The sequence below is a fragment of the Allobacillus salarius genome (genome assembly GCF_007559425.1).
Lineage (GTDB): Bacteria > Bacillota > Bacilli > Bacillales > Alkalibacillaceae > Allobacillus > Allobacillus salarius.
The window spans coordinates 17,236-33,728 of record NZ_VMHE01000005.1; the positions used below are offsets into that span (position 1 = coordinate 17,236).

A 16,493-nucleotide genomic window follows, 5' to 3' on the forward strand; every position below is an offset into this window, starting at 1 on the left:
CCACTTCCTTTTTTAGGATTCTACTTCTTCATTCAACTTTTCATCGATAAACTGTTCAATCAAATCGCCTTGAAAACCTTTCTGGTACAGAGATGCTTTCACCTTTTGAATGAGCATGCCACCTTCATGCTTACGCGCTTGCTTCATCCATATTTTCTCACCTTGATGGTAGAGAGCTTCTTTCTCTGCATCATCATCTTTTTCCAGATCGATTTCTTCGATTGCCATTTGGATAGCATCCATCTGATAGCCTTGCTGTAACATCGATTGCTTCGCTTTGTTCAATTGTGTACGAAATGACTCTCTATTGGATGGACGGATTTTTTTCCCTAATAGTTTGGCTGCTTTTTCGACTTCTATTTCTTTTGAGTACTTTTCCATCGCATCGTCAATCGTAGCAGGCGAAATCTTTTTCTGCATCAATTCTTGCTTAATTTTATTCGGACCTTTACTTGTCGTGTTTATTTTCGTTTGAACATATGCTTCACTAAAGGCTACGTCATCAATTAATTTCTCTTGGATTAGTTTTTCCATTACAAAAGCGATCTCTTCTTCTGTCGCTTCCTTCTTTACCAAATAATCAACCATTTCAGACTCCGCTCGCATTCTGTAGCTTAAATAATTGATTGAAAGGGTATAGTATTGATGGATTGCATCTTGTTTTTTGATTTCATCGATTTCGGACTGGGAAATTTCCATCCCTTTTCGAATGGCATGACGGATCAACAAATCCTCATGAATACCAAACCCGAAAGATTCTATTTCATTCGTTTTTATAAAAATATTATATCGATTTTTATTCTTCTTTTGTGTTGTTATCCGACTGACAATCATACAGACACCTCATTTTAAATTACTTCCATTATAGTACACGATAGGAGGGACTTCCACTTGAGAATCATGATTGCTGGTGGTACCGGATTTGTCGGCAGACAATTGATCGACCATTTTCGAAATCCGGAAAATATGATTTACGTATTGACGCGTCATCCAGAAAAACATAAAGATGAACCGTATGTGAAATATATCGAATGGTTAACGCCTGATAGCCAACCAGAAATACCGATTCAACAAGTTGATGTTTGTATCAATTTAGCTGGTGAATCACTGAATAGTGGTCGCTGGACGGAAGAAAGAAAACGTTCGATTTTGGAAAGCCGCATGACAACAACAAGAGAATTCATTCGCATTATGGATACGTTGAAAACGAAGCCTGAAGTGTATATTAACGCTTCAGCAATTGGCTATTATGGAACATCGACCGAAAAAATTTTCACAGAAAATACGATTGTAGCTGGACGTGACTTTTTGGCAGAAGTTTGTGATGTCTGGGAAGCTGAGGCTCAGGCAGCCGAAGAACTTGGCATTCGAACAGTCCTCACGAGATTTGGACTCATTCTTGATCGAAACAACGGCGTACTCCCGTTATTCGCTTTACCGTATCAAATGATGGTCGGCGGAAAAGTCGGTTCTGGAGAACAATGGATGTCATGGATTCATATCCAAGACGTCGTGCTGGCAATCGATTGGATTATTCAAAACAAAACCATTTCAGGACCTGTTAACTTTACGGCTCCTAAACCGAAACGAAATAAGGACTTTGGTAAAAAATTAGCTGAGACATTGAATCGACCGACATGGCTATCCATCCCTTCCACTCCTGTCCGTATTGCTTTAGGAGATATGAGTGATTTAATTTTGAAAGGGCAATATGTTTTGCCAAGAAAGCTGCAGGACAGCGGCTATTCATTTAAATATCGTTCACTAGATCGCGCACTTGATAATATTTATAGATAATGGATTTTCCCTTTAAAAAAATTCGCTTTTCGACATAAAAAACGATTGGCAAATCGCCAAAAAAAGTGTATGATTTTTTTAGAGAAATAGGGAAGGCAAATGGTGCGCCACCGCTTGATTGTATGCGGTTCTAGTGGGTTCGATTCCCACCCCGAATTTTTGTTGTAACAGATAAAAATTCGAGGGTGAAACGAACGCCACACGTGGGCCGTTTTTCTTAAACACCCTCATATTAATGGAGGGTGTTTTATTATGCTTAAAAAACGTGAACTACAAGATGCGCACATTCTCTTTCCACTATTGAATGATCAAGCTGTGAAACCGTACGTTCGAGAAAAAGCTGATTCCTTGGAGGCATATTACTTTTTAATGAACCGGTTTGCCCAGCAAGAAGATAATGGCGAGTTAATCTCAAGAACAATCATGGACGATTGGGGGAGTCCAATCGGTGCGATTACGTTATATGATATCGAACAACGTGCTGGTTTTATGGCCACATGGCTCGGGAAGCCTTTCTTCGGCAAAGGTTATAACCAATATGCGAAGGAACAATTTTTATATGAACTGTTCGTTGAACACGATATCGACCTTGTGTTTTTGAAAGTTAATGAATTAAATGCCCGGTCTATCGCAGCCATGAACAAAATACCGTATGCAGCAAAAGCCGATGAAACTTTTTCGCATGTTTATGAAAAGATCAATCAAGGTGAAAAGCGCTTTAAACTGTTTGCTATTCATAAAGATGCCTATCTATTATTTATCAATGAGCGTGAACAACTTGTAGTGGATGAGTTGGAGGCTTAAGCAATCGACCTTTCTTGTATTTATGTAGTGAGGTTGCATATATTTTGAAAATGGGCGTATATATTTTTGATTTGGGAGCATATATTTCCGGTTTGGGCGCATATCCACCGGTTTTGGATGTATATTTTATTAATTTGGGAGCATATCCGAACCATTTATGCGGTTAAATGAGTCCATCGGTATATTGAAATGATTTTCCCCATTGGCTACTAAGTTATCCACAGCTATCCACAAATTGTGTGTAACTCTGTGAAAACCCATTTTTATAACCTTTTTTATTCACAAGAACACACGCTCTTACCTGTGGATAATGTGCATAAGTCTGTGAATAGTTAAATTTATACCTTTTTCACTGTGGATAACCTGTATACGAATATAATGATCATTTTATGTCCCAATTGTTCTTATTCGGAACAATAGTTTATATGTGAAGAATAAGAACAACCATTACCTCCCTTTCCGTATTTTTTAGTGATAGCATGATGAGATATAGCGTATGTTTCCAGTATCCTGATTGCTTAATCAAGCGGTAATGACCGCTACTTCTTAAACGGAAAGCGTGTGTATAAATGCCATTCAATTTAGCAGCAAATATCCGATATTTTCGCGAACAGAATAACTGGACGCAACAATATGTCGCAGACGCTTTGAATGTCTCTCGTTCAATGATTGCCAAATGGGAAAACCAATCAGCGCAGCCCGACTTACATGTGTTGATTAAGCTGAGTGAACTCTTTGAAATTTCCCTTGATCAACTGATTGGACGTTCGATCACAAAAGAACACGTCCTCCGCGAAATTGAACGCATTTATTCATTGGAAGAAGAAGTCTCACAGCAAGATGAAAACATTATTCAACTCATAGACTTCATCATACGAAACAAACAATTCAACGAGCGATTTCGCGAGCTTGCTAGATTGCCTGTAAAAAAGCAACGCGTCGTATTGAACATGCTCGAAAAATTAATATCCGATTTAAATAAAATATAAGTTATGAATTAAAGAATGATAGTCAATACTAATATTGGCTATCATTTTTTTATTCAACTATTAATAAAAGTTCAATAGATTGAATTGAAACCTTTTTGAACGAATAAACGTATGTATATTATAAAGTTTAGTGGCTTATTCGAGCGGTTATTGTGCTAAATCGATCGGTCACACGCTATCGCGCACCGCTTTGAAAGGTCGCACGTATGCTTAGAATATTTACATGTATTTGGTAAAGCCACAAATAGAGATTTATAGAGTCTATCAGTAAAAGGTGGGAGATGAAGATGGAAGAAGGTTTAACACTTATTCAAGAGAATTTAGCAATTCTTGCACCGTTATTTATACTGCAATTAATTTTAATGGTCATTGCGTTAATTGATTTGGCTAAAAATGATGAGCCGAAAGGACCGAAGTGGGTTTGGACTCTCGTCATAATTTTCATTAATATTGTCGGTCCAATCGTTTATTTTATCGCTGGAAAGAGGAGATAAAAAATGGAGTTAGTCTCTGTGAAAGATTTAACGAAAACGTATTCGAAGCACAATGTCGTGGACCATGTTGGTTTTGATCTTCATCCAGGAAAGTGTGTCGCATTGCTTGGACCGAACGGTGCGGGAAAAACAACGACTTTGCGTATGTTAGCTGGGTTCATTCAACCGACCAGTGGTACAATTTTATTTAATGAAGATACGCTTTCAAAGGATTTCCGCAAATATGTCGGTTATTTACCACAACATCCGAGCTTTTATCCGTGGATGTCCGGCGAAGAATTCTTACACTATGCCGGCCAACTAGCTGGTTTGACTAAACATGAAGTCTCTGACAGGTCAGAGAAACTTTTGCAGCTAGTACACTTAACAGATGCTGGCAAAAAACGAATCGGAAAATATTCTGGGGGAATGAAGCAGCGACTCGGGATTGCTCAAGCATTGATCCATCAACCAAAACTAATCATGCTTGATGAACCGGTTTCGTCCCTTGACCCGATTGGCCGAAGAGAAGTTTTGAATCTAATCCGTGAATTGAAAAAAGATGCAACTGTTTTATTTTCCACTCATATTTTAAATGATGCTGAAGAAGTGAGCGAAGAGATTCTTCTTATGAATGATGGAAAATTAATCGAACAAGGACCGATTTCAGAGATTCGTGGCATGCAACAGACAGTTACAATCCGTCTTTCCTTTGAAAAAGAACCGAAATTCATTCATGAGAAATTGAAAGAGATTGATTCAGTGTACCAAGTGACTGAAGAAAACGGCGTCTTTGATGTTACTGTGCATGATTTAAATGCTGCTCGAAAAGCAATTTTTGAACGTGTTCAAGAAGAGGGTTGGGAACTTTCATTGTTTGAAATTACATCAGGGACATTGGAAGATATCTTTATGAAGGCGGTGAATAAATAATGCAATGGACCGTCATTCTTAAAAAAGAACTAACCGAAAACTGGCGAAATTTCAAATGGATTTGGGTGCCGATTGTGTTCATCCTGATCTCAATTATGGATCCTATTTCTACTTACTATATGCCGATAATCATCGAGTCTGCTGGCGGGCTGCCAGAAGGAACAATCATTGATATTCCGATGCCTAATCCTTCCGAAGCGATGATGATGAGTTTTTCTCAGTTAAATATCATCGGTGTTTTAATACTGACAGTCATTTCTATGGGTACCATTTCAGGTGAGATCAAAAGCGGTGTGTATGAACTGGTTCTCGCCAAACCTGTAAAATATACGAATTATGTTACCGCAAAGTTCTTCTCTTACTGGCTACTCATGATTGTTTCATTGTTTCTCGGACTATTGGCAAGTTGGTATTATATTAATCTTCTTTTCGGAGACTTAGCGTTTAGCCAACTAATTGTAGCTGCGTTGTTCTATGCTTGTTGGCTAACTTTACTCATCGCCATCGTCATCCTTTATAATACTTGGTTCAAATCACCTGGATTGATCGCTTTCTTATCGATTATTACCGTCATTATTTTGTCAGTTATGACGAACATATTTAGTCACGTACTCGGATGGAGTCCAGCTAAAATAACGGAATATATTGCCATCTACTTGCACACGGGTGACTTGGATACAGAGATTTGGTTTAGTTCCTTGATTGCATTATTAGTGAGTTTGTCATGTTTACTATTCGCGATAGTATCTTTACGAAACAAAGCGATTGATTAAAAGGAAGGTCGTTGTTGTCACGCGAAGTGGTAAAGATGGCGGCCGAGCTGATTAACACTGAAGGTGTCGTGCTTAACACTGAAGCCGAGCTGATTAACACTGAAGAAACCGGATTTAACACTGAAGCTGACTCAATTAACACTGAAGAAACTGGATTCAACACTGATGCTGACTCAATTAACGCTGAAGAAATCGAATTTAATGCTGAAGCTTTTTCAGTACAAAAAAAGCTGAGAATCGATAACCTTATCGACTGCTCAGCTTTCTTCTTATCCATCTTCTCGATTCACTAGTTTACCTGTTCCATAGATGATGACTTCAGCCTGGAATCCTATATCATCGGCATCCTGCTCTTGATATGTCATTCGGCTTACTTGAATAATCCGTTCTTCCGACTCCAATTGTTGAATGAATTGCTCAATTGCACGCGTCGAATTGGCCTGCCCATTCAATGTCACAACCTGTTGGATGATTTCTTTGTCTTCAAATATGGCTGTTGGCTCCTCGAAAATATACTCTCCGACGACAATTTTTCTTCTCTTTGCTGCTCGCTCGATCGACTGTACAAAAGCTTCTTCATCAAGTCCTTCGGGCAATTGAACGAGTAAATCATCCATCGTTATTTCATCCATTTCTTCTTGTTCATTTTTAGCTTGCTTCAGTGCTTTTTCTCGCTGTTTTTCGATCTCCAGCTTTTGTTCAGTTCGGCTTAATTCATCTGCTTGACTATTATAATAAAAAAAGTAAAACGCCGTCCCCCCTACAACAAGAAGGAGCATCCAAACAATGATTATCTTAATTTGACTTGGTTGAAGCTTTATTTTCATGATGATTCACCCGCTTCAATTTGCAACGTATAAACAGCGGAGTATTGATTATCCTCCGGGATGGCCAAAATCGAATGTAGCAACACATCATCCACACCTTGAAGCTCTCTCAATTGATTTAAGTATTGCGTCGCTTGATGGCTCGTACTTACATTCACCGAGACTTCAACGATGTTTTCATTATAGGTAAGCTGTTCAATCGTTGCTGAACTTGGCAATTGGTTAGAGACTTGTTGCAAGGCTGAGCTAACTTTTGGATATAATGGACGAACTTGTTCAACATAACCTTTCCGCTGTTGTAATTCACTATCATTCAACGGGCCTTCAACTTGCTCGATCAATGCTTGGTTAAGTTGCTCTTGTTGCTGAAGGCGGCTATTGATTAAACTCATTTCATTCCCTTGTTGCCAGGCGAGCAAAAAACAGATGGCAACAGCTAATACAGTCGTTATCGTTAATAACGCACCGACTAGAAAAGACCCTTGATTTTTCGGTTCTTTTTTACGTAATAAATTAATCTCGACTGCCATCTAGATCCCTGCCCTCATTGCTAGCCCTAAAGCTTGATGAAATCGCTCCTCGACCTCTAAACCCTTTGGTCCGGAAAAATGTTCTACATCCAATTCAATTACCGGGATATCATAAAGCTCTTCCAATTGACTACGAATCTCACTCAAAAATGGCGTGTCACCGACTAATGCCATTTTCGTAAATTGCTTCTTCCCATCGTTCATGGAGTATCGAAAAAACCTATGAATTCGTTCAATCTCTGTGTTGATTTCGCTGAATTGTTCCATCACCTCTTGGCGACTAAAATCCTCTTTATGCAATGTTGGTCCGTAGCTTTGTGGATCGGTCGTATCGTCAAATAATGAAAGTTGCTGGATAAAGATCGGATATCCATTTTCCATCGCAGCAAATACGACATTCTCTACATGATATTGAATTAATAAAAGCTCATCCGACTGTTCAATGAGTTCTTGATCTTCCAATAGTCGATAATAATTTAATGGTGAAATATCAATTGAAACGAGCTTTAAACCCGCTTCATGAAAGCAATCGGCATACTCATGAACAAGCTCTTCATCTGTTGAAATGATGACGATTTCTTTTTCTTCCACGGCGTCTTCCTTTGTACTTAAAGAAAGTGTCTCAATCACCGGTTGTTCAAATGGCAGATGAATTGATTCGCCTAATGCAAATGATACGTATTGTTGAATCTCATCTTCAACAACTGTTGAAGGAATGGATTGTTTCCGAATAATCACGGATGCATCAGGCATCGTCATTCTGATCTGTTTTCGTTTCAAACGCCATTTCTTGGTTAACATTCTGATGATTTTTAAAAACTCGTCTCGATTCTCAATCGCTCCATTGGAAATGATTCCTCGCGAAATATAATGCTCGTCGAATTTCACAATCGTTCTTGTCTCTGCATTCCATTCAACGAATCGAATGACATAATCTTTAATTTCCAAGTTGATGAATAGATTGTTTTTCATGTTTTCACCTTTTAATAGAAGAATGTTGTAATATACCACTCAATCATCGAATCGCCATAAAAATAGGCCAATAATGCACCGACCGCGATAAATGGCCCAAACGCAAAAGGTACGCCTCGTTTGATTTTGCCAAAAGGCATTAACATCAAGCCGACAATTGTACCGAGAAATGCGGCCAATAATAAAGATAGAATCGTATTTTGCATACCGAGAGCAAGACCGATGACGGCATATAACTTAATATCGCCGCCTCCCATACCCCCACGGCTAATGACAGCGAGAATCAGTAATATGGAAAATCCTACGACGGCTCCGAGATAAGCATCATACCAAGGTTCTGTTGGTACAAAAACACGTAACAAACCTATTAATAGAAAGAAGAAAATGAGAATCCGATCGGGAATTAATTGTGTATGGATATCGGAAATCGAAATGATAATTAATAAACTGATCAAACTCCAAGCGATTAATAGATTCCAATCAAAGCCGATATGATAAAAAGCAAACAAGAACAATGCCGCTGTCAACGCTTCAAAGAATGGATAGATTGATGAGATTTTCGACTGGCAGTTTCGGCACTTTCCACCGAGTGCGATATACGAAAAAACCGGGATGAGTTCAAGTGGTGTTAATCGGTGCTGGCAATTCGGACAATGCGATGGCGGGTGTACGATTGACTCCCGATTTGGTATGCGTAAACCTACCACATTATAAAAAGACCCCAAGATTAAACCAAGGACCGCTATGTAAAGATAAATTCCTATGATCAAACGCCATCATTCCTAACTAGATTAATAGGAAGCGCGGCGAATCGCCGCGCTTTTTAATCAAAACCTTGGTTGCTTTTTTTTATGCCTCACCGCCTGCAGAAGTACCGACATCTCCACCCTCAGATTCATTTATATCGTTAACAGTAGCATCATTGAAATTAACTGTGACATCATCATCTATAGTTGCTTTACCTGAAAACTTGATCTCATCACCAGACAAATCAAATTTTGGTGTTGTTTTCCAGGTGATCCCGTCTCTTTCTTTTACATAATCATTTTTTATATTATCATATGTTACTTCAGTAACATCGTTTGTTACTGCATACAACTCAGCAGCATTAATCATATTAATCGCAGTAGATTTAATACTACTCTCTTTCGAATCCTCAATAACCCCCGCAATCGCCGGCACGGCGATCAATGCGATAATCCCCAAAATAACGAGTACTGCCAACAACTCAACAAGTGTAACCCCTTTTGAATTGCCAATACGCTTTCTTAAAATAGCTTGCATAAAATCCTCTCCCCTTTTAAATGTTTTATTATGTTATTCAAACATCACTTGGAATATGGTGAAATACTCTAGCGATGACGATGTGTCAATTAATTAATTTGATTGAACAGCTCAAACATTGGCATGATGATTGATAAGATAATCGTTCCAACGACTACGGATAATGTGATGATCAGCAATGGTTCCAATAATGATTTCAGTTGCTCGTTGGCTGTTTCCAAATCTTCTTCATAAAAGCTTGCGACTTGCTTTAACATTTCCGGCAATGACCCGGTTCGCTCGCCGACAGCAATCATTTCAGTGAACATGTAAGGAAATGCCCAGTGCTTCTTCAGTGGTTCTGCGAAAGACCCGCCTTGGATAAGCGAATGTCTTGTCCTTACGAGAGCTTTCTTAAAAATTCGATTGCTCGTCGTGTTTTCGGTCAGCTCCATTGCCTGGATAATCGGAACTGAATTTCCTAGCAAGGAGCTCATCGACCGGGCGATTGACGCTAAGTTTGATTTAACTAATATACTTCCGATGACAGGTAGTTTTAATAGAAATCGTTCCATTTTCATCCCTGTTTTTTCTTGCTTAAACAAATAATAAATTAATGAAATAATACCAATTATTAGAATTAGTAGCAACCACCAAAAGTTGCCGACAAAGTCACTTGCTCCGAGTACAAATTTTGTTACACTCGGCAACTCTGCTTCGTACGAATTAAACATCGCGACAAATTGTGGAACGACATAGATTAATAGAAATACGACGACGGCAATGGCGACGACTAGAACGGTAACTGGATAGGCAAATGTAGATTTCATCTTCTGATTTGTCTGGTGCTGCTTATGATAGTAATCTGCTAGCGCACTGAGTGTCGGTTCGAGTGATCCACTCTCTTCTCCGCTATGAATCATGTTTCGAAAAAATTCTGAGAAAATCTTCGGATGATTCGCCATCGCTTGTGTCAGTGACTTTCCTTGACGTAAATCGATTTCGATATAATACAAAGCTTTGTGAAAATATTTATTCTTCGTTTGTTCACGTAATAAATGAATCGCTTCAACAATCGTTAAACCTGCTTTCAATAACGCTTGAAATTGCCTTAAAAATACGACGAACTCACGCGGTTTAACGATTTTACCGAAATAAAGATCTTTGTTCCAAATCGTTTCTTTTATTTCATTAATGGCTTCAATTTTATAGCCTTGGTCTTTCAGTATTTTTTGAGCTTGTTCTTTGTTGTAAGCTTCAAGCTTTCCTCTTTCAACTTTTCCTTCGATATCAAATACAGTATAGCGGAACGATGCCATGATCGATGCCCCCAGTTATTCTTGAGCGACTCGGAAGACTTCTTCGGTCGTCGTAAGTCCTTGTTTTACTTTGTGCAACCCATCCTCGAACAAATAGGTAAACCCTTTCTCCCTCGCTAATTGTTCAATTTCAACGGATGTTTTTTCATTTAATATCGCTTCTCGGATCTCATCATCGATGTATAACACTTCATGGATCGCTGTTCTGCCACGATAGCCAGTCTGATTACATGACGGACAGCCGGCACCTCGTTTGAGCGCCTCTATCTCTATATTATACTTACTAAAAATAGCTTTTTCCCGAATTGATGGTTCCACAACCCGTACACATTCGCGGCAAACCTGCCTCACTAAGCGTTGTGCAACCACGCCATTGATCGAGGAGCCAATCAAAAATTGTTCGACACCTATGTTTTTCAATCGGTCAATCGCTCCAATCGAATCATTTGTATGAAGCGTACTGAGTACCAAGTGTCCTGTAATTGATGCTCGGACTGCCATATTTGCTGTCTCTTGGTCACGGATTTCACCGAGCATGATAATATCGGGGTCTTGTCGCAGAATCGCCCGCAATCCATTTGCAAATGTTAAATCGACTTTCGGATTGACTTGAATTTGATTGATGCCATTCAATTGGTACTCCACCGGATCCTCGACCGTGATGATATTAATCGATTCATCGTTTAATCGGGTGAGTGCGGCATACATGGTGGATGTTTTTCCTGAGCCGGTCGGTCCGGTCAATAGCACAATGCCAAAAGGTTCTTCAATCATCTTGACGAACTTCTCGTAATTTTTTTCAGAGAAGCCGAGTTCCTCTAAGTTGTTTGAGGTAGCCGCAGTGTCAAGCACTCGGATAACGGTTTTTTCGCCAAAAATGGTCGGCAGCGTACTGACACGAAAATCCACTTTTCTACCTTCTACCTTCATCTTAATTCGTCCATCTTGCGGCACTTTTTGTTCAGTGATATCAAGACCAGCTAAAATTTTTACCCGGGTAATTAATGATGCTTGTACACCTTTAGAAAAGGTTTGTTCCGTCCTTAGTGCTCCATCTATTCGTAGGCGGATACACACCTTCGTTTCTTGCGGGTCGATATGAATATCACTCGCCTTTTGTATGACAGCTTGCTGGAAAAGCTGGTTCAAAATTTTCACGATCGGCGAGCTTGCTTCTTCCATCGTTAAGTCATGAACCGCTTCCTCCCGAAATTGTTCTTCCAGTTCTTCCGTGAAGTCTTCCTGCTCATAAAGCGTTAAAATCGCTTGTCTGATTTCATCCTTCACGACAATTACGGGTTCGACTTCAAATCCAGTCATTAACCTGACATCATTAAGTGTGAAATAATCTAGCGGATCAGAAATGGCTAAAAAGAGCTTATTTTTCTCACGTTTCAATGGAACGATGCTTTTCTCTTGAACGTACTCTTTCGGGATAAGTTTTAAAAGTGTCGTATCGAATGAATAATTATGTAGACGAATATGTGGATAACCAAGCTGTTCTTCTAACACTTCAGCAACTTGAACATCTGTTATTAGATTCTGTTCAGTCAAATAGTCTCCGAGTTTTTGACTGGAGTCTTTCTTTTCAAGCGCTTCATTCAATTGTTCTTCGCTAATCAAACCAGCTTGCACGAGTAATTCGCCAAGTCGAAGCTTCATTTTTTTGACCACTTGTAATTCCCCTTAAACTGTCATCTTTTATGTGACTTTTAAAGCTACTTCTAGTAATTTAATATTATACTATTCTTAATAATCACATTATACTAAAGTCCTATAACTAAATCGAGGTTATTTACTATGAAAAAATATATTTCTTTTAATGAGAGAGGTTTTACACTGATTGAAATACTCGGAGCGCTCACTATTTTGTCAATCGTTCTTCTAGGTCTTTTTACCCTGTTCCCGCAATCAGCAAACTTTCAAAATATCAATGAAGACAAATTAACCGCGACAAATCTAAGTAATCTTGTGTTGGAAGATATGCGAAACCTTGATGCAAATGAGTTGTCACCCGGTACATATGAACAATTCAATACGAGGGATTCGTTAGAGATTCCCTCTGTTCAAAACGATGGTCAATTTATCAAACATCCTGATTTTTCGTTAGAAGTTGAACTTCGAGAATCAGATGATGAAAATATTTTACGAGGTATCATTAAAATTTTACACAAAGATAATGAAGAAATTATGCGGACTTATTATTTATTCGAGGTGACTTCATGAAAAATCAAAAAGGAGTTACGTTAGTTGAGTTGCTTGCTGGATTGGTTTTATTTTTCTTAGTGAGTACACTCATTTTTTCAATGGCTACACAAGCTATCGAAAATTACCGTCAAACGGAAACACGTTCAATCGCTCAACAAGAAGCCAATCTATTCATCAATCATTTGATTACTACACATCGAAAAGCGGATGTTTACATACTTGACAGACAAAGTGAATCTTCTTATTTGCTCACAAGCAATGGCGATGATTCGATTACGATTAATACATCACCATACAGAATTGATGTTTCACTGAATCAAACGGCTTTGCAACCAGGTGAATCGATTCAAATTAACTTATCATCGCAACGGTCCATTCCGCTTCAAGTAACCGTTGTTCCATCGAGCGATCAACGTTTCAAAAAATTTTCAATCGATACACAGCTATACCGCATATCTCCGAAGTCGGATTCGAGGAACGAGTAAAGGATGGTCATTTTGAAAAGAAATCGTCACTTCTTAAAAATTATATCCAACAACAATGGCGCTGCTTTATTGATGGTGCTGATCGTTATATCACTCATCATGTTTTTTTCTACGGTCATTATGAACTCGATTTTAACGCAAGGAAAGCAAAATCAAATCATCGCGGAAGACTATCGGGCGGTTCATTTGGCTGAGCTCGGTACGGATTTCACTGAGATGAAACTCACTGAATATGTCGATGAAAAAGACTTTGAGACCGCTGGTAAGGCGATATATTTTCACAATTTATTTAAAATGTTGAGTGAGGAAGCAGCTGATTTTACTGTTGATGATGATTATCCAGAGCGCAAATTCTTGGTATCTAAAGACGATCGGAAAAATTCCAGTTATGAAATGACCGATGACGGTGCAAATCTATTCCTCAAAGTGACCGGTGTAGACGATGAAACTGAAAAAGATATTTATGTAACTTATCGTTTACGATTTGCGACAAGCGGTGGCTCACTCGATGATGTTGATGATTGGGGTTCGGTTAGCAACGAATTCCCATCACCACCTGAAAATCCGGATTATGACTGTTCAGAGAACTTAAACGGTTGCAAGGCAGAAGAAGGTGAAACGGTTTATATTGGTGAGGATGGAGCAACAATAAAAAACAATGAACTGACTACAGGTGACTTTTATTCGGATGGAAAGATTAATGTTGACAGTAATGCTAAGCTAACGATTCTCGGTTTGGGTGTCTTTAACGAAATGTATATAGATGGGAATCCGCATACTCAAGTATTGATTCGTGATCACGCGTATTTCGAGGGCCAATTAGTTTCAAAATCCAATAAACACGCTGCGTTTAATGTTTGTGGAAGTGCACGTTTCAAACAAGGGGTTGATTACTTAAGCCAGTTTGGTGTCAGGCAACACCTTATTTCTGATGAACCCGCTTATTTTGATAAAGTTACTGTCTCGGTTGGCGGGGACGCGTTGTTTAAACAAGGGATTTTCTTTCATAAAAATAAAGGTTCATTGCAAGTAGGTGGTGACATTACGATTCACGTCAATCAAGACCCTCAAAAGTATTTTAATAGCATCTCTAACCGTCTTCGTGTAGTAGGTGACTTAACGATTCATGGCAATGGCAAAACAATTGTTAATCCTTCAAGACTCCAAATAATTGACCAACTAAAAAAACCATCTTTCGCTAGTGTCTGTGCCAATTATCCATTACCAGAAACGGGTGGTAGTGGTGACGGTGATACAGGGGTGGATTTAGTTGATGGAGAGTATTAATATAGTGAGTTCGGCTAAATATATGATCTCAAACTTGTACCATTATTGATTGCTATAACTAATTAGTACACAAAAAAAGGCACCGACCGAAGTCAGTACCTAATTGCTCGTAAGGTCGTTAAGAGAGCAACCAATATTGGGTCCCGCCCGCTTATCGCCATATCATTGGTTAAAGCCGTGCACCGTCACTTCTACCCGACGATTTTTCTGTCTGCCTTCAGGGTTATCCGAGCCATCACTATTTGAATTTCGGGCAATTGGTTCGGATGCCCCTTTTCCTTCGGCAGTCATCCGTTCCTTTTCAACACCCTTATTGACTAATGCATCAAGGACAGCATCCGCTCGGTCTTTGGATAATTCTTGATTGTAGCTATCTTCACCTTTACTATCCGTATGTCCAACGATTGTAACTGTATCATCGGTTGTTTCTATCACTTGTAATAGTTGTTCAATCGCCTCATCAGCGCCAGGACGCAATTCACTGGAGTCAAAATCAAATAAAATTTCCTCAGGTAACGTCAACATTGCACCATCATCTGTTCCAACAGCGTTATACTCAGTCAATGTTTCCATTATTTCTTTTTCAAAATTGGAGTCAACGTCACTCTTAGTCTTAAGGATTATGGAACCAAATGACATTTTTGTTATAGTGAATGTCGAAGTTGGAACCTTCTCTTCTTGAACAGATTCGTTTTCGCTTTCGTTAACCCTTTCATTTTCATCTGTTGTATTGCTTTCATCACTTGTAACATCCTTATCATCCACTGATTCACCGTTACTTTTTTCAGTATTGCTACATGCAGAGAAAAATATCATACAAACAATAAGGATCATACTTAAGTAAATGTATTTATAATTAGAACGCATTGAGGATACTCCTCTCTACCATATGTTGACTACCATTCGATTTCAATATCTTCAAAATTAAATTGGGGTTCTACATTATCAGGATTAAATATTAACGTCAGTGATTGAGCATCATCTTGAATTCTTCCCGCAAAACTAACTGTCGCAGTGACCTTCTCCATATCCTCAAGCTTAATTCTGTCAGAGTCATCATCGGCAACATACCTATAGTTATAACCCGTATTGTCTTGTAACGTGATACCACCTAAATTTGAACTTTTAGCTCTGCCTCCGCTTGCTAAATATTGTTTAAATCCTGAATGGTTTTCGGCATTAAAGTCAACTGTAATATGATCTTCTTTAAAAGAGATTTTCTCAAGTGTAAAAGTAACACCTTCTTCGTGTTGAATTTGCTCATTTATTTCAATGGTTTCCGGCAGCTCTTTGTCATCATTAGAAGCACGCTCATCAGAAGTAGTTGATTGCTTTTCAACATCGTCATTTGTATCATTTGAGCTTTGATCATCATTTAACTCAGATTCTGTTGAGTCATCATTCTGCGTATCATCAGAGTCGGATTCAGATTCCTCACTATCTTGAGCGTTCTTATCTTCACTGGATTGAGTTGAATTTTCTTGATCATTCGTCGCTTCATCATCACTTTCACTGTTACAGGCAACAGCTACAGTTACGGTAAAAATAAGCATAAAACACAAAAGAAAAAAACGCTTCGACATAAAAAATTCCTCCTAATTACAAAATACATTGTATTCATAAAATAATACTTTCTCTTTAAGAGTAATCTGTTTGATTAGTCTTCTGATATTTACATTTATAATACCATAAATATGCATCAATTTGGTCAATTTTCCCAATAAAATAATAATCAGTGCAACACTCTATTATTATGAAAGTGTCAGCGATTGATAAGTATTTTAGATTCGATTTTTTTATGTAAAATGTACGTTGCTTACAAGAAAATCCTAT

The 16,493-nt window shown here is 38.6% G+C and carries 20 protein-coding genes; 10 read left to right on the top strand and 10 right to left on the bottom strand.

Annotated features, from left to right (window positions below; all coding sequences use genetic code 11):
• Nucleotides 1-12 precede the first annotated feature (12 nt).
• The gene (recX, locus tag FPQ13_RS04695; protein ID WP_144088174.1) at nucleotides 13-834 is read right to left on the bottom strand and encodes a recombination regulator RecX; all 822 of its coding nucleotides are present in this window, start codon (nucleotides 832-834) and stop codon (nucleotides 13-15) included.
• A 66-nt stretch (nucleotides 835-900) separates the two neighbouring features.
• On the opposite strand from recX, the gene FPQ13_RS04700 reads away from it, so the two are divergent.
• The 7 genes from FPQ13_RS04700 (at nucleotide 901) to FPQ13_RS04730 (ending at nucleotide 6,062) form a co-directional block, all read left to right on the top strand.
• Complete coding sequence (locus FPQ13_RS04700; RefSeq protein WP_342778574.1) at nucleotides 901-1,797, top strand: TIGR01777 family oxidoreductase; 897 nt, start codon at nucleotides 901-903, stop codon at nucleotides 1,795-1,797.
• Between the two features lie 252 nt (nucleotides 1,798-2,049).
• Nucleotides 2,050-2,601, top strand: a complete 552-nt coding sequence (locus FPQ13_RS04705) for a GNAT family N-acetyltransferase (protein WP_144088176.1) — start codon at nucleotides 2,050-2,052, stop codon at nucleotides 2,599-2,601.
• 569 nt (nucleotides 2,602-3,170) lie between these two features.
• Complete coding sequence (locus FPQ13_RS04710; RefSeq protein WP_144088177.1) at nucleotides 3,171-3,590, top strand: helix-turn-helix domain-containing protein; 420 nt, start codon at nucleotides 3,171-3,173, stop codon at nucleotides 3,588-3,590.
• A 287-nt stretch (nucleotides 3,591-3,877) separates the two neighbouring features.
• Nucleotides 3,878-4,084, top strand: a complete 207-nt coding sequence (locus tag FPQ13_RS04715; RefSeq protein ID WP_246065353.1) for a PLD nuclease N-terminal domain-containing protein — start codon at nucleotides 3,878-3,880, stop codon at nucleotides 4,082-4,084.
• A gap of 3 nt (nucleotides 4,085-4,087) precedes the next feature.
• Nucleotides 4,088-4,996 carry an ABC transporter ATP-binding protein gene (locus FPQ13_RS04720; RefSeq protein WP_144088179.1) on the top strand — a complete coding sequence of 303 codons (909 nt, stop codon included), beginning with the start codon at nucleotides 4,088-4,090 and terminating at the stop codon, nucleotides 4,994-4,996.
• The gene (locus tag FPQ13_RS04725; protein ID WP_144088180.1) at nucleotides 4,996-5,769 is read left to right on the top strand and encodes an ABC transporter permease; all 774 of its coding nucleotides are present in this window, start codon (nucleotides 4,996-4,998) and stop codon (nucleotides 5,767-5,769) included. The genes FPQ13_RS04720 and FPQ13_RS04725 overlap by 1 nt, the downstream gene beginning before the upstream one ends.
• Before the next feature lie 14 nt (nucleotides 5,770-5,783).
• A complete protein-coding gene (locus FPQ13_RS04730; protein ID WP_144088181.1) occupies nucleotides 5,784-6,062 on the top strand; it encodes a hypothetical protein in 279 nt (92 codons plus the stop codon).
• On the opposite strand, the gene FPQ13_RS04735 is transcribed toward FPQ13_RS04730, so the two are convergent.
• The 7 genes from FPQ13_RS04735 to FPQ13_RS04765 all read right to left on the bottom strand — a co-directional run bounded on the left by FPQ13_RS04735 (nucleotide 6,039) and on the right by FPQ13_RS04765 (nucleotide 12,354).
• A complete protein-coding gene (locus FPQ13_RS04735; RefSeq protein WP_144088182.1) occupies nucleotides 6,039-6,596 on the bottom strand; it encodes a hypothetical protein in 558 nt (185 codons plus the stop codon). The genes FPQ13_RS04730 and FPQ13_RS04735 overlap by 24 nt on opposite strands.
• Nucleotides 6,593-7,126 (bottom strand): PilN domain-containing protein, encoded by a 534-nt coding sequence (locus FPQ13_RS04740; protein WP_144088183.1) that lies wholly within the window; start codon nucleotides 7,124-7,126, stop codon nucleotides 6,593-6,595. Before FPQ13_RS04740 ends, FPQ13_RS04735 begins: the two co-directional genes overlap by 4 nt.
• Entirely contained in the window at nucleotides 7,127-8,098 is a 972-nt protein-coding gene (gene pilM / locus FPQ13_RS04745) for a type IV pilus biogenesis protein PilM (RefSeq protein ID WP_144088184.1), read from the bottom strand. It abuts the gene before it with no gap.
• Between the two features lie 11 nt (nucleotides 8,099-8,109).
• Nucleotides 8,110-8,868, bottom strand: coding sequence for a prepilin peptidase (locus tag FPQ13_RS04750; protein ID WP_144088185.1), 759 nt, complete (start codon nucleotides 8,866-8,868; stop codon nucleotides 8,110-8,112).
• A 79-nt stretch (nucleotides 8,869-8,947) separates the two neighbouring features.
• Nucleotides 8,948-9,382, bottom strand: coding sequence for a type II secretion system protein (locus FPQ13_RS04755; protein ID WP_144088186.1), 435 nt, complete (start codon nucleotides 9,380-9,382; stop codon nucleotides 8,948-8,950).
• Between the two features lie 89 nt (nucleotides 9,383-9,471).
• Nucleotides 9,472-10,680, bottom strand: a complete 1,209-nt coding sequence (locus tag FPQ13_RS04760) for a type II secretion system F family protein (protein ID WP_144088187.1) — start codon at nucleotides 10,678-10,680, stop codon at nucleotides 9,472-9,474.
• Between the two features lie 15 nt (nucleotides 10,681-10,695).
• Nucleotides 10,696-12,354 carry a GspE/PulE family protein gene (locus FPQ13_RS04765; RefSeq protein WP_342778570.1) on the bottom strand — a complete coding sequence of 553 codons (1,659 nt, stop codon included), beginning with the start codon at nucleotides 12,352-12,354 and terminating at the stop codon, nucleotides 10,696-10,698.
• 126 nt (nucleotides 12,355-12,480) lie between these two features.
• Here FPQ13_RS04765 and FPQ13_RS04770 point away from each other — a divergent pair, with 126 nt between their 5' ends.
• The 3 genes from FPQ13_RS04770 to FPQ13_RS04780 are packed head-to-tail and all read left to right on the top strand — an operon-like array spanning nucleotide 12,481 to nucleotide 14,660.
• Complete coding sequence (locus tag FPQ13_RS04770; protein WP_144088188.1) at nucleotides 12,481-12,906, top strand: type IV pilus modification PilV family protein; 426 nt, start codon at nucleotides 12,481-12,483, stop codon at nucleotides 12,904-12,906.
• Nucleotides 12,903-13,373 (top strand): PilW family protein, encoded by a 471-nt coding sequence (locus FPQ13_RS04775; RefSeq protein WP_144088189.1) that lies wholly within the window; start codon nucleotides 12,903-12,905, stop codon nucleotides 13,371-13,373. The genes FPQ13_RS04770 and FPQ13_RS04775 overlap by 4 nt, the downstream gene beginning before the upstream one ends.
• Nucleotides 13,374-13,385: 12 nt before the next feature.
• The gene (locus FPQ13_RS04780; protein ID WP_144088190.1) at nucleotides 13,386-14,660 is read left to right on the top strand and encodes a hypothetical protein; all 1,275 of its coding nucleotides are present in this window, start codon (nucleotides 13,386-13,388) and stop codon (nucleotides 14,658-14,660) included.
• A gap of 162 nt (nucleotides 14,661-14,822) precedes the next feature.
• Here FPQ13_RS04780 and FPQ13_RS04785 read toward each other — a convergent pair whose 3' ends face one another.
• Together FPQ13_RS04785 and FPQ13_RS04790 are read right to left on the bottom strand one after the other, a co-directional pair.
• A complete protein-coding gene (locus FPQ13_RS04785; protein ID WP_144088191.1) occupies nucleotides 14,823-15,527 on the bottom strand; it encodes an OmpA family protein in 705 nt (234 codons plus the stop codon).
• A gap of 29 nt (nucleotides 15,528-15,556) precedes the next feature.
• The gene (locus FPQ13_RS04790; protein WP_144088192.1) at nucleotides 15,557-16,243 is read right to left on the bottom strand and encodes a hypothetical protein; all 687 of its coding nucleotides are present in this window, start codon (nucleotides 16,241-16,243) and stop codon (nucleotides 15,557-15,559) included.
• Nucleotides 16,244-16,493: the final 250 nt, after the last annotated feature.

Excerpts from the sequence above, each read along its gene's own strand:
- FPQ13_RS04720 (WP_144088179.1), top strand. The coding sequence starts at position 4,088 with ATGGAGTTAGTCTCTGTGAAAGATTTAACGAAAACGTATTCGAAGCAC.
- FPQ13_RS04735 (WP_144088182.1), bottom strand. The coding sequence starts at position 6,596 with ATGAAAATAAAGCTTCAACCAAGTCAAATTAAGATAATCATTGTTTGG.
- FPQ13_RS04700 (WP_342778574.1), top strand. The coding sequence starts at position 901 with ATGATTGCTGGTGGTACCGGATTTGTCGGCAGACAATTGATCGACCAT.
- recX (WP_144088174.1), bottom strand. The coding sequence starts at position 834 with ATGATTGTCAGTCGGATAACAACACAAAAGAAGAATAAAAATCGATAT.
- FPQ13_RS04710 (WP_144088177.1), top strand. The coding sequence starts at position 3,171 with ATGCCATTCAATTTAGCAGCAAATATCCGATATTTTCGCGAACAGAAT.
- pilM (WP_144088184.1), bottom strand. The coding sequence starts at position 8,098 with ATGAAAAACAATCTATTCATCAACTTGGAAATTAAAGATTATGTCATT.
- FPQ13_RS04770 (WP_144088188.1), top strand. The coding sequence starts at position 12,481 with ATGAAAAAATATATTTCTTTTAATGAGAGAGGTTTTACACTGATTGAA.
- FPQ13_RS04775 (WP_144088189.1), top strand. The coding sequence starts at position 12,903 with ATGAAAAATCAAAAAGGAGTTACGTTAGTTGAGTTGCTTGCTGGATTG.
- FPQ13_RS04725 (WP_144088180.1), top strand. The coding sequence starts at position 4,996 with ATGCAATGGACCGTCATTCTTAAAAAAGAACTAACCGAAAACTGGCGA.
- FPQ13_RS04715 (WP_246065353.1), top strand. The coding sequence starts at position 3,878 with ATGGAAGAAGGTTTAACACTTATTCAAGAGAATTTAGCAATTCTTGCA.
- FPQ13_RS04790 (WP_144088192.1), bottom strand. The coding sequence starts at position 16,243 with ATGTCGAAGCGTTTTTTTCTTTTGTGTTTTATGCTTATTTTTACCGTA.
- FPQ13_RS04755 (WP_144088186.1), bottom strand. The coding sequence starts at position 9,382 with ATGCAAGCTATTTTAAGAAAGCGTATTGGCAATTCAAAAGGGGTTACA.
- FPQ13_RS04705 (WP_144088176.1), top strand. The coding sequence starts at position 2,050 with ATGCTTAAAAAACGTGAACTACAAGATGCGCACATTCTCTTTCCACTA.
- FPQ13_RS04760 (WP_144088187.1), bottom strand. The coding sequence starts at position 10,680 with ATGGCATCGTTCCGCTATACTGTATTTGATATCGAAGGAAAAGTTGAA.
- FPQ13_RS04785 (WP_144088191.1), bottom strand. The coding sequence starts at position 15,527 with ATGCGTTCTAATTATAAATACATTTACTTAAGTATGATCCTTATTGTT.
- FPQ13_RS04740 (WP_144088183.1), bottom strand. The coding sequence starts at position 7,126 with ATGGCAGTCGAGATTAATTTATTACGTAAAAAAGAACCGAAAAATCAA.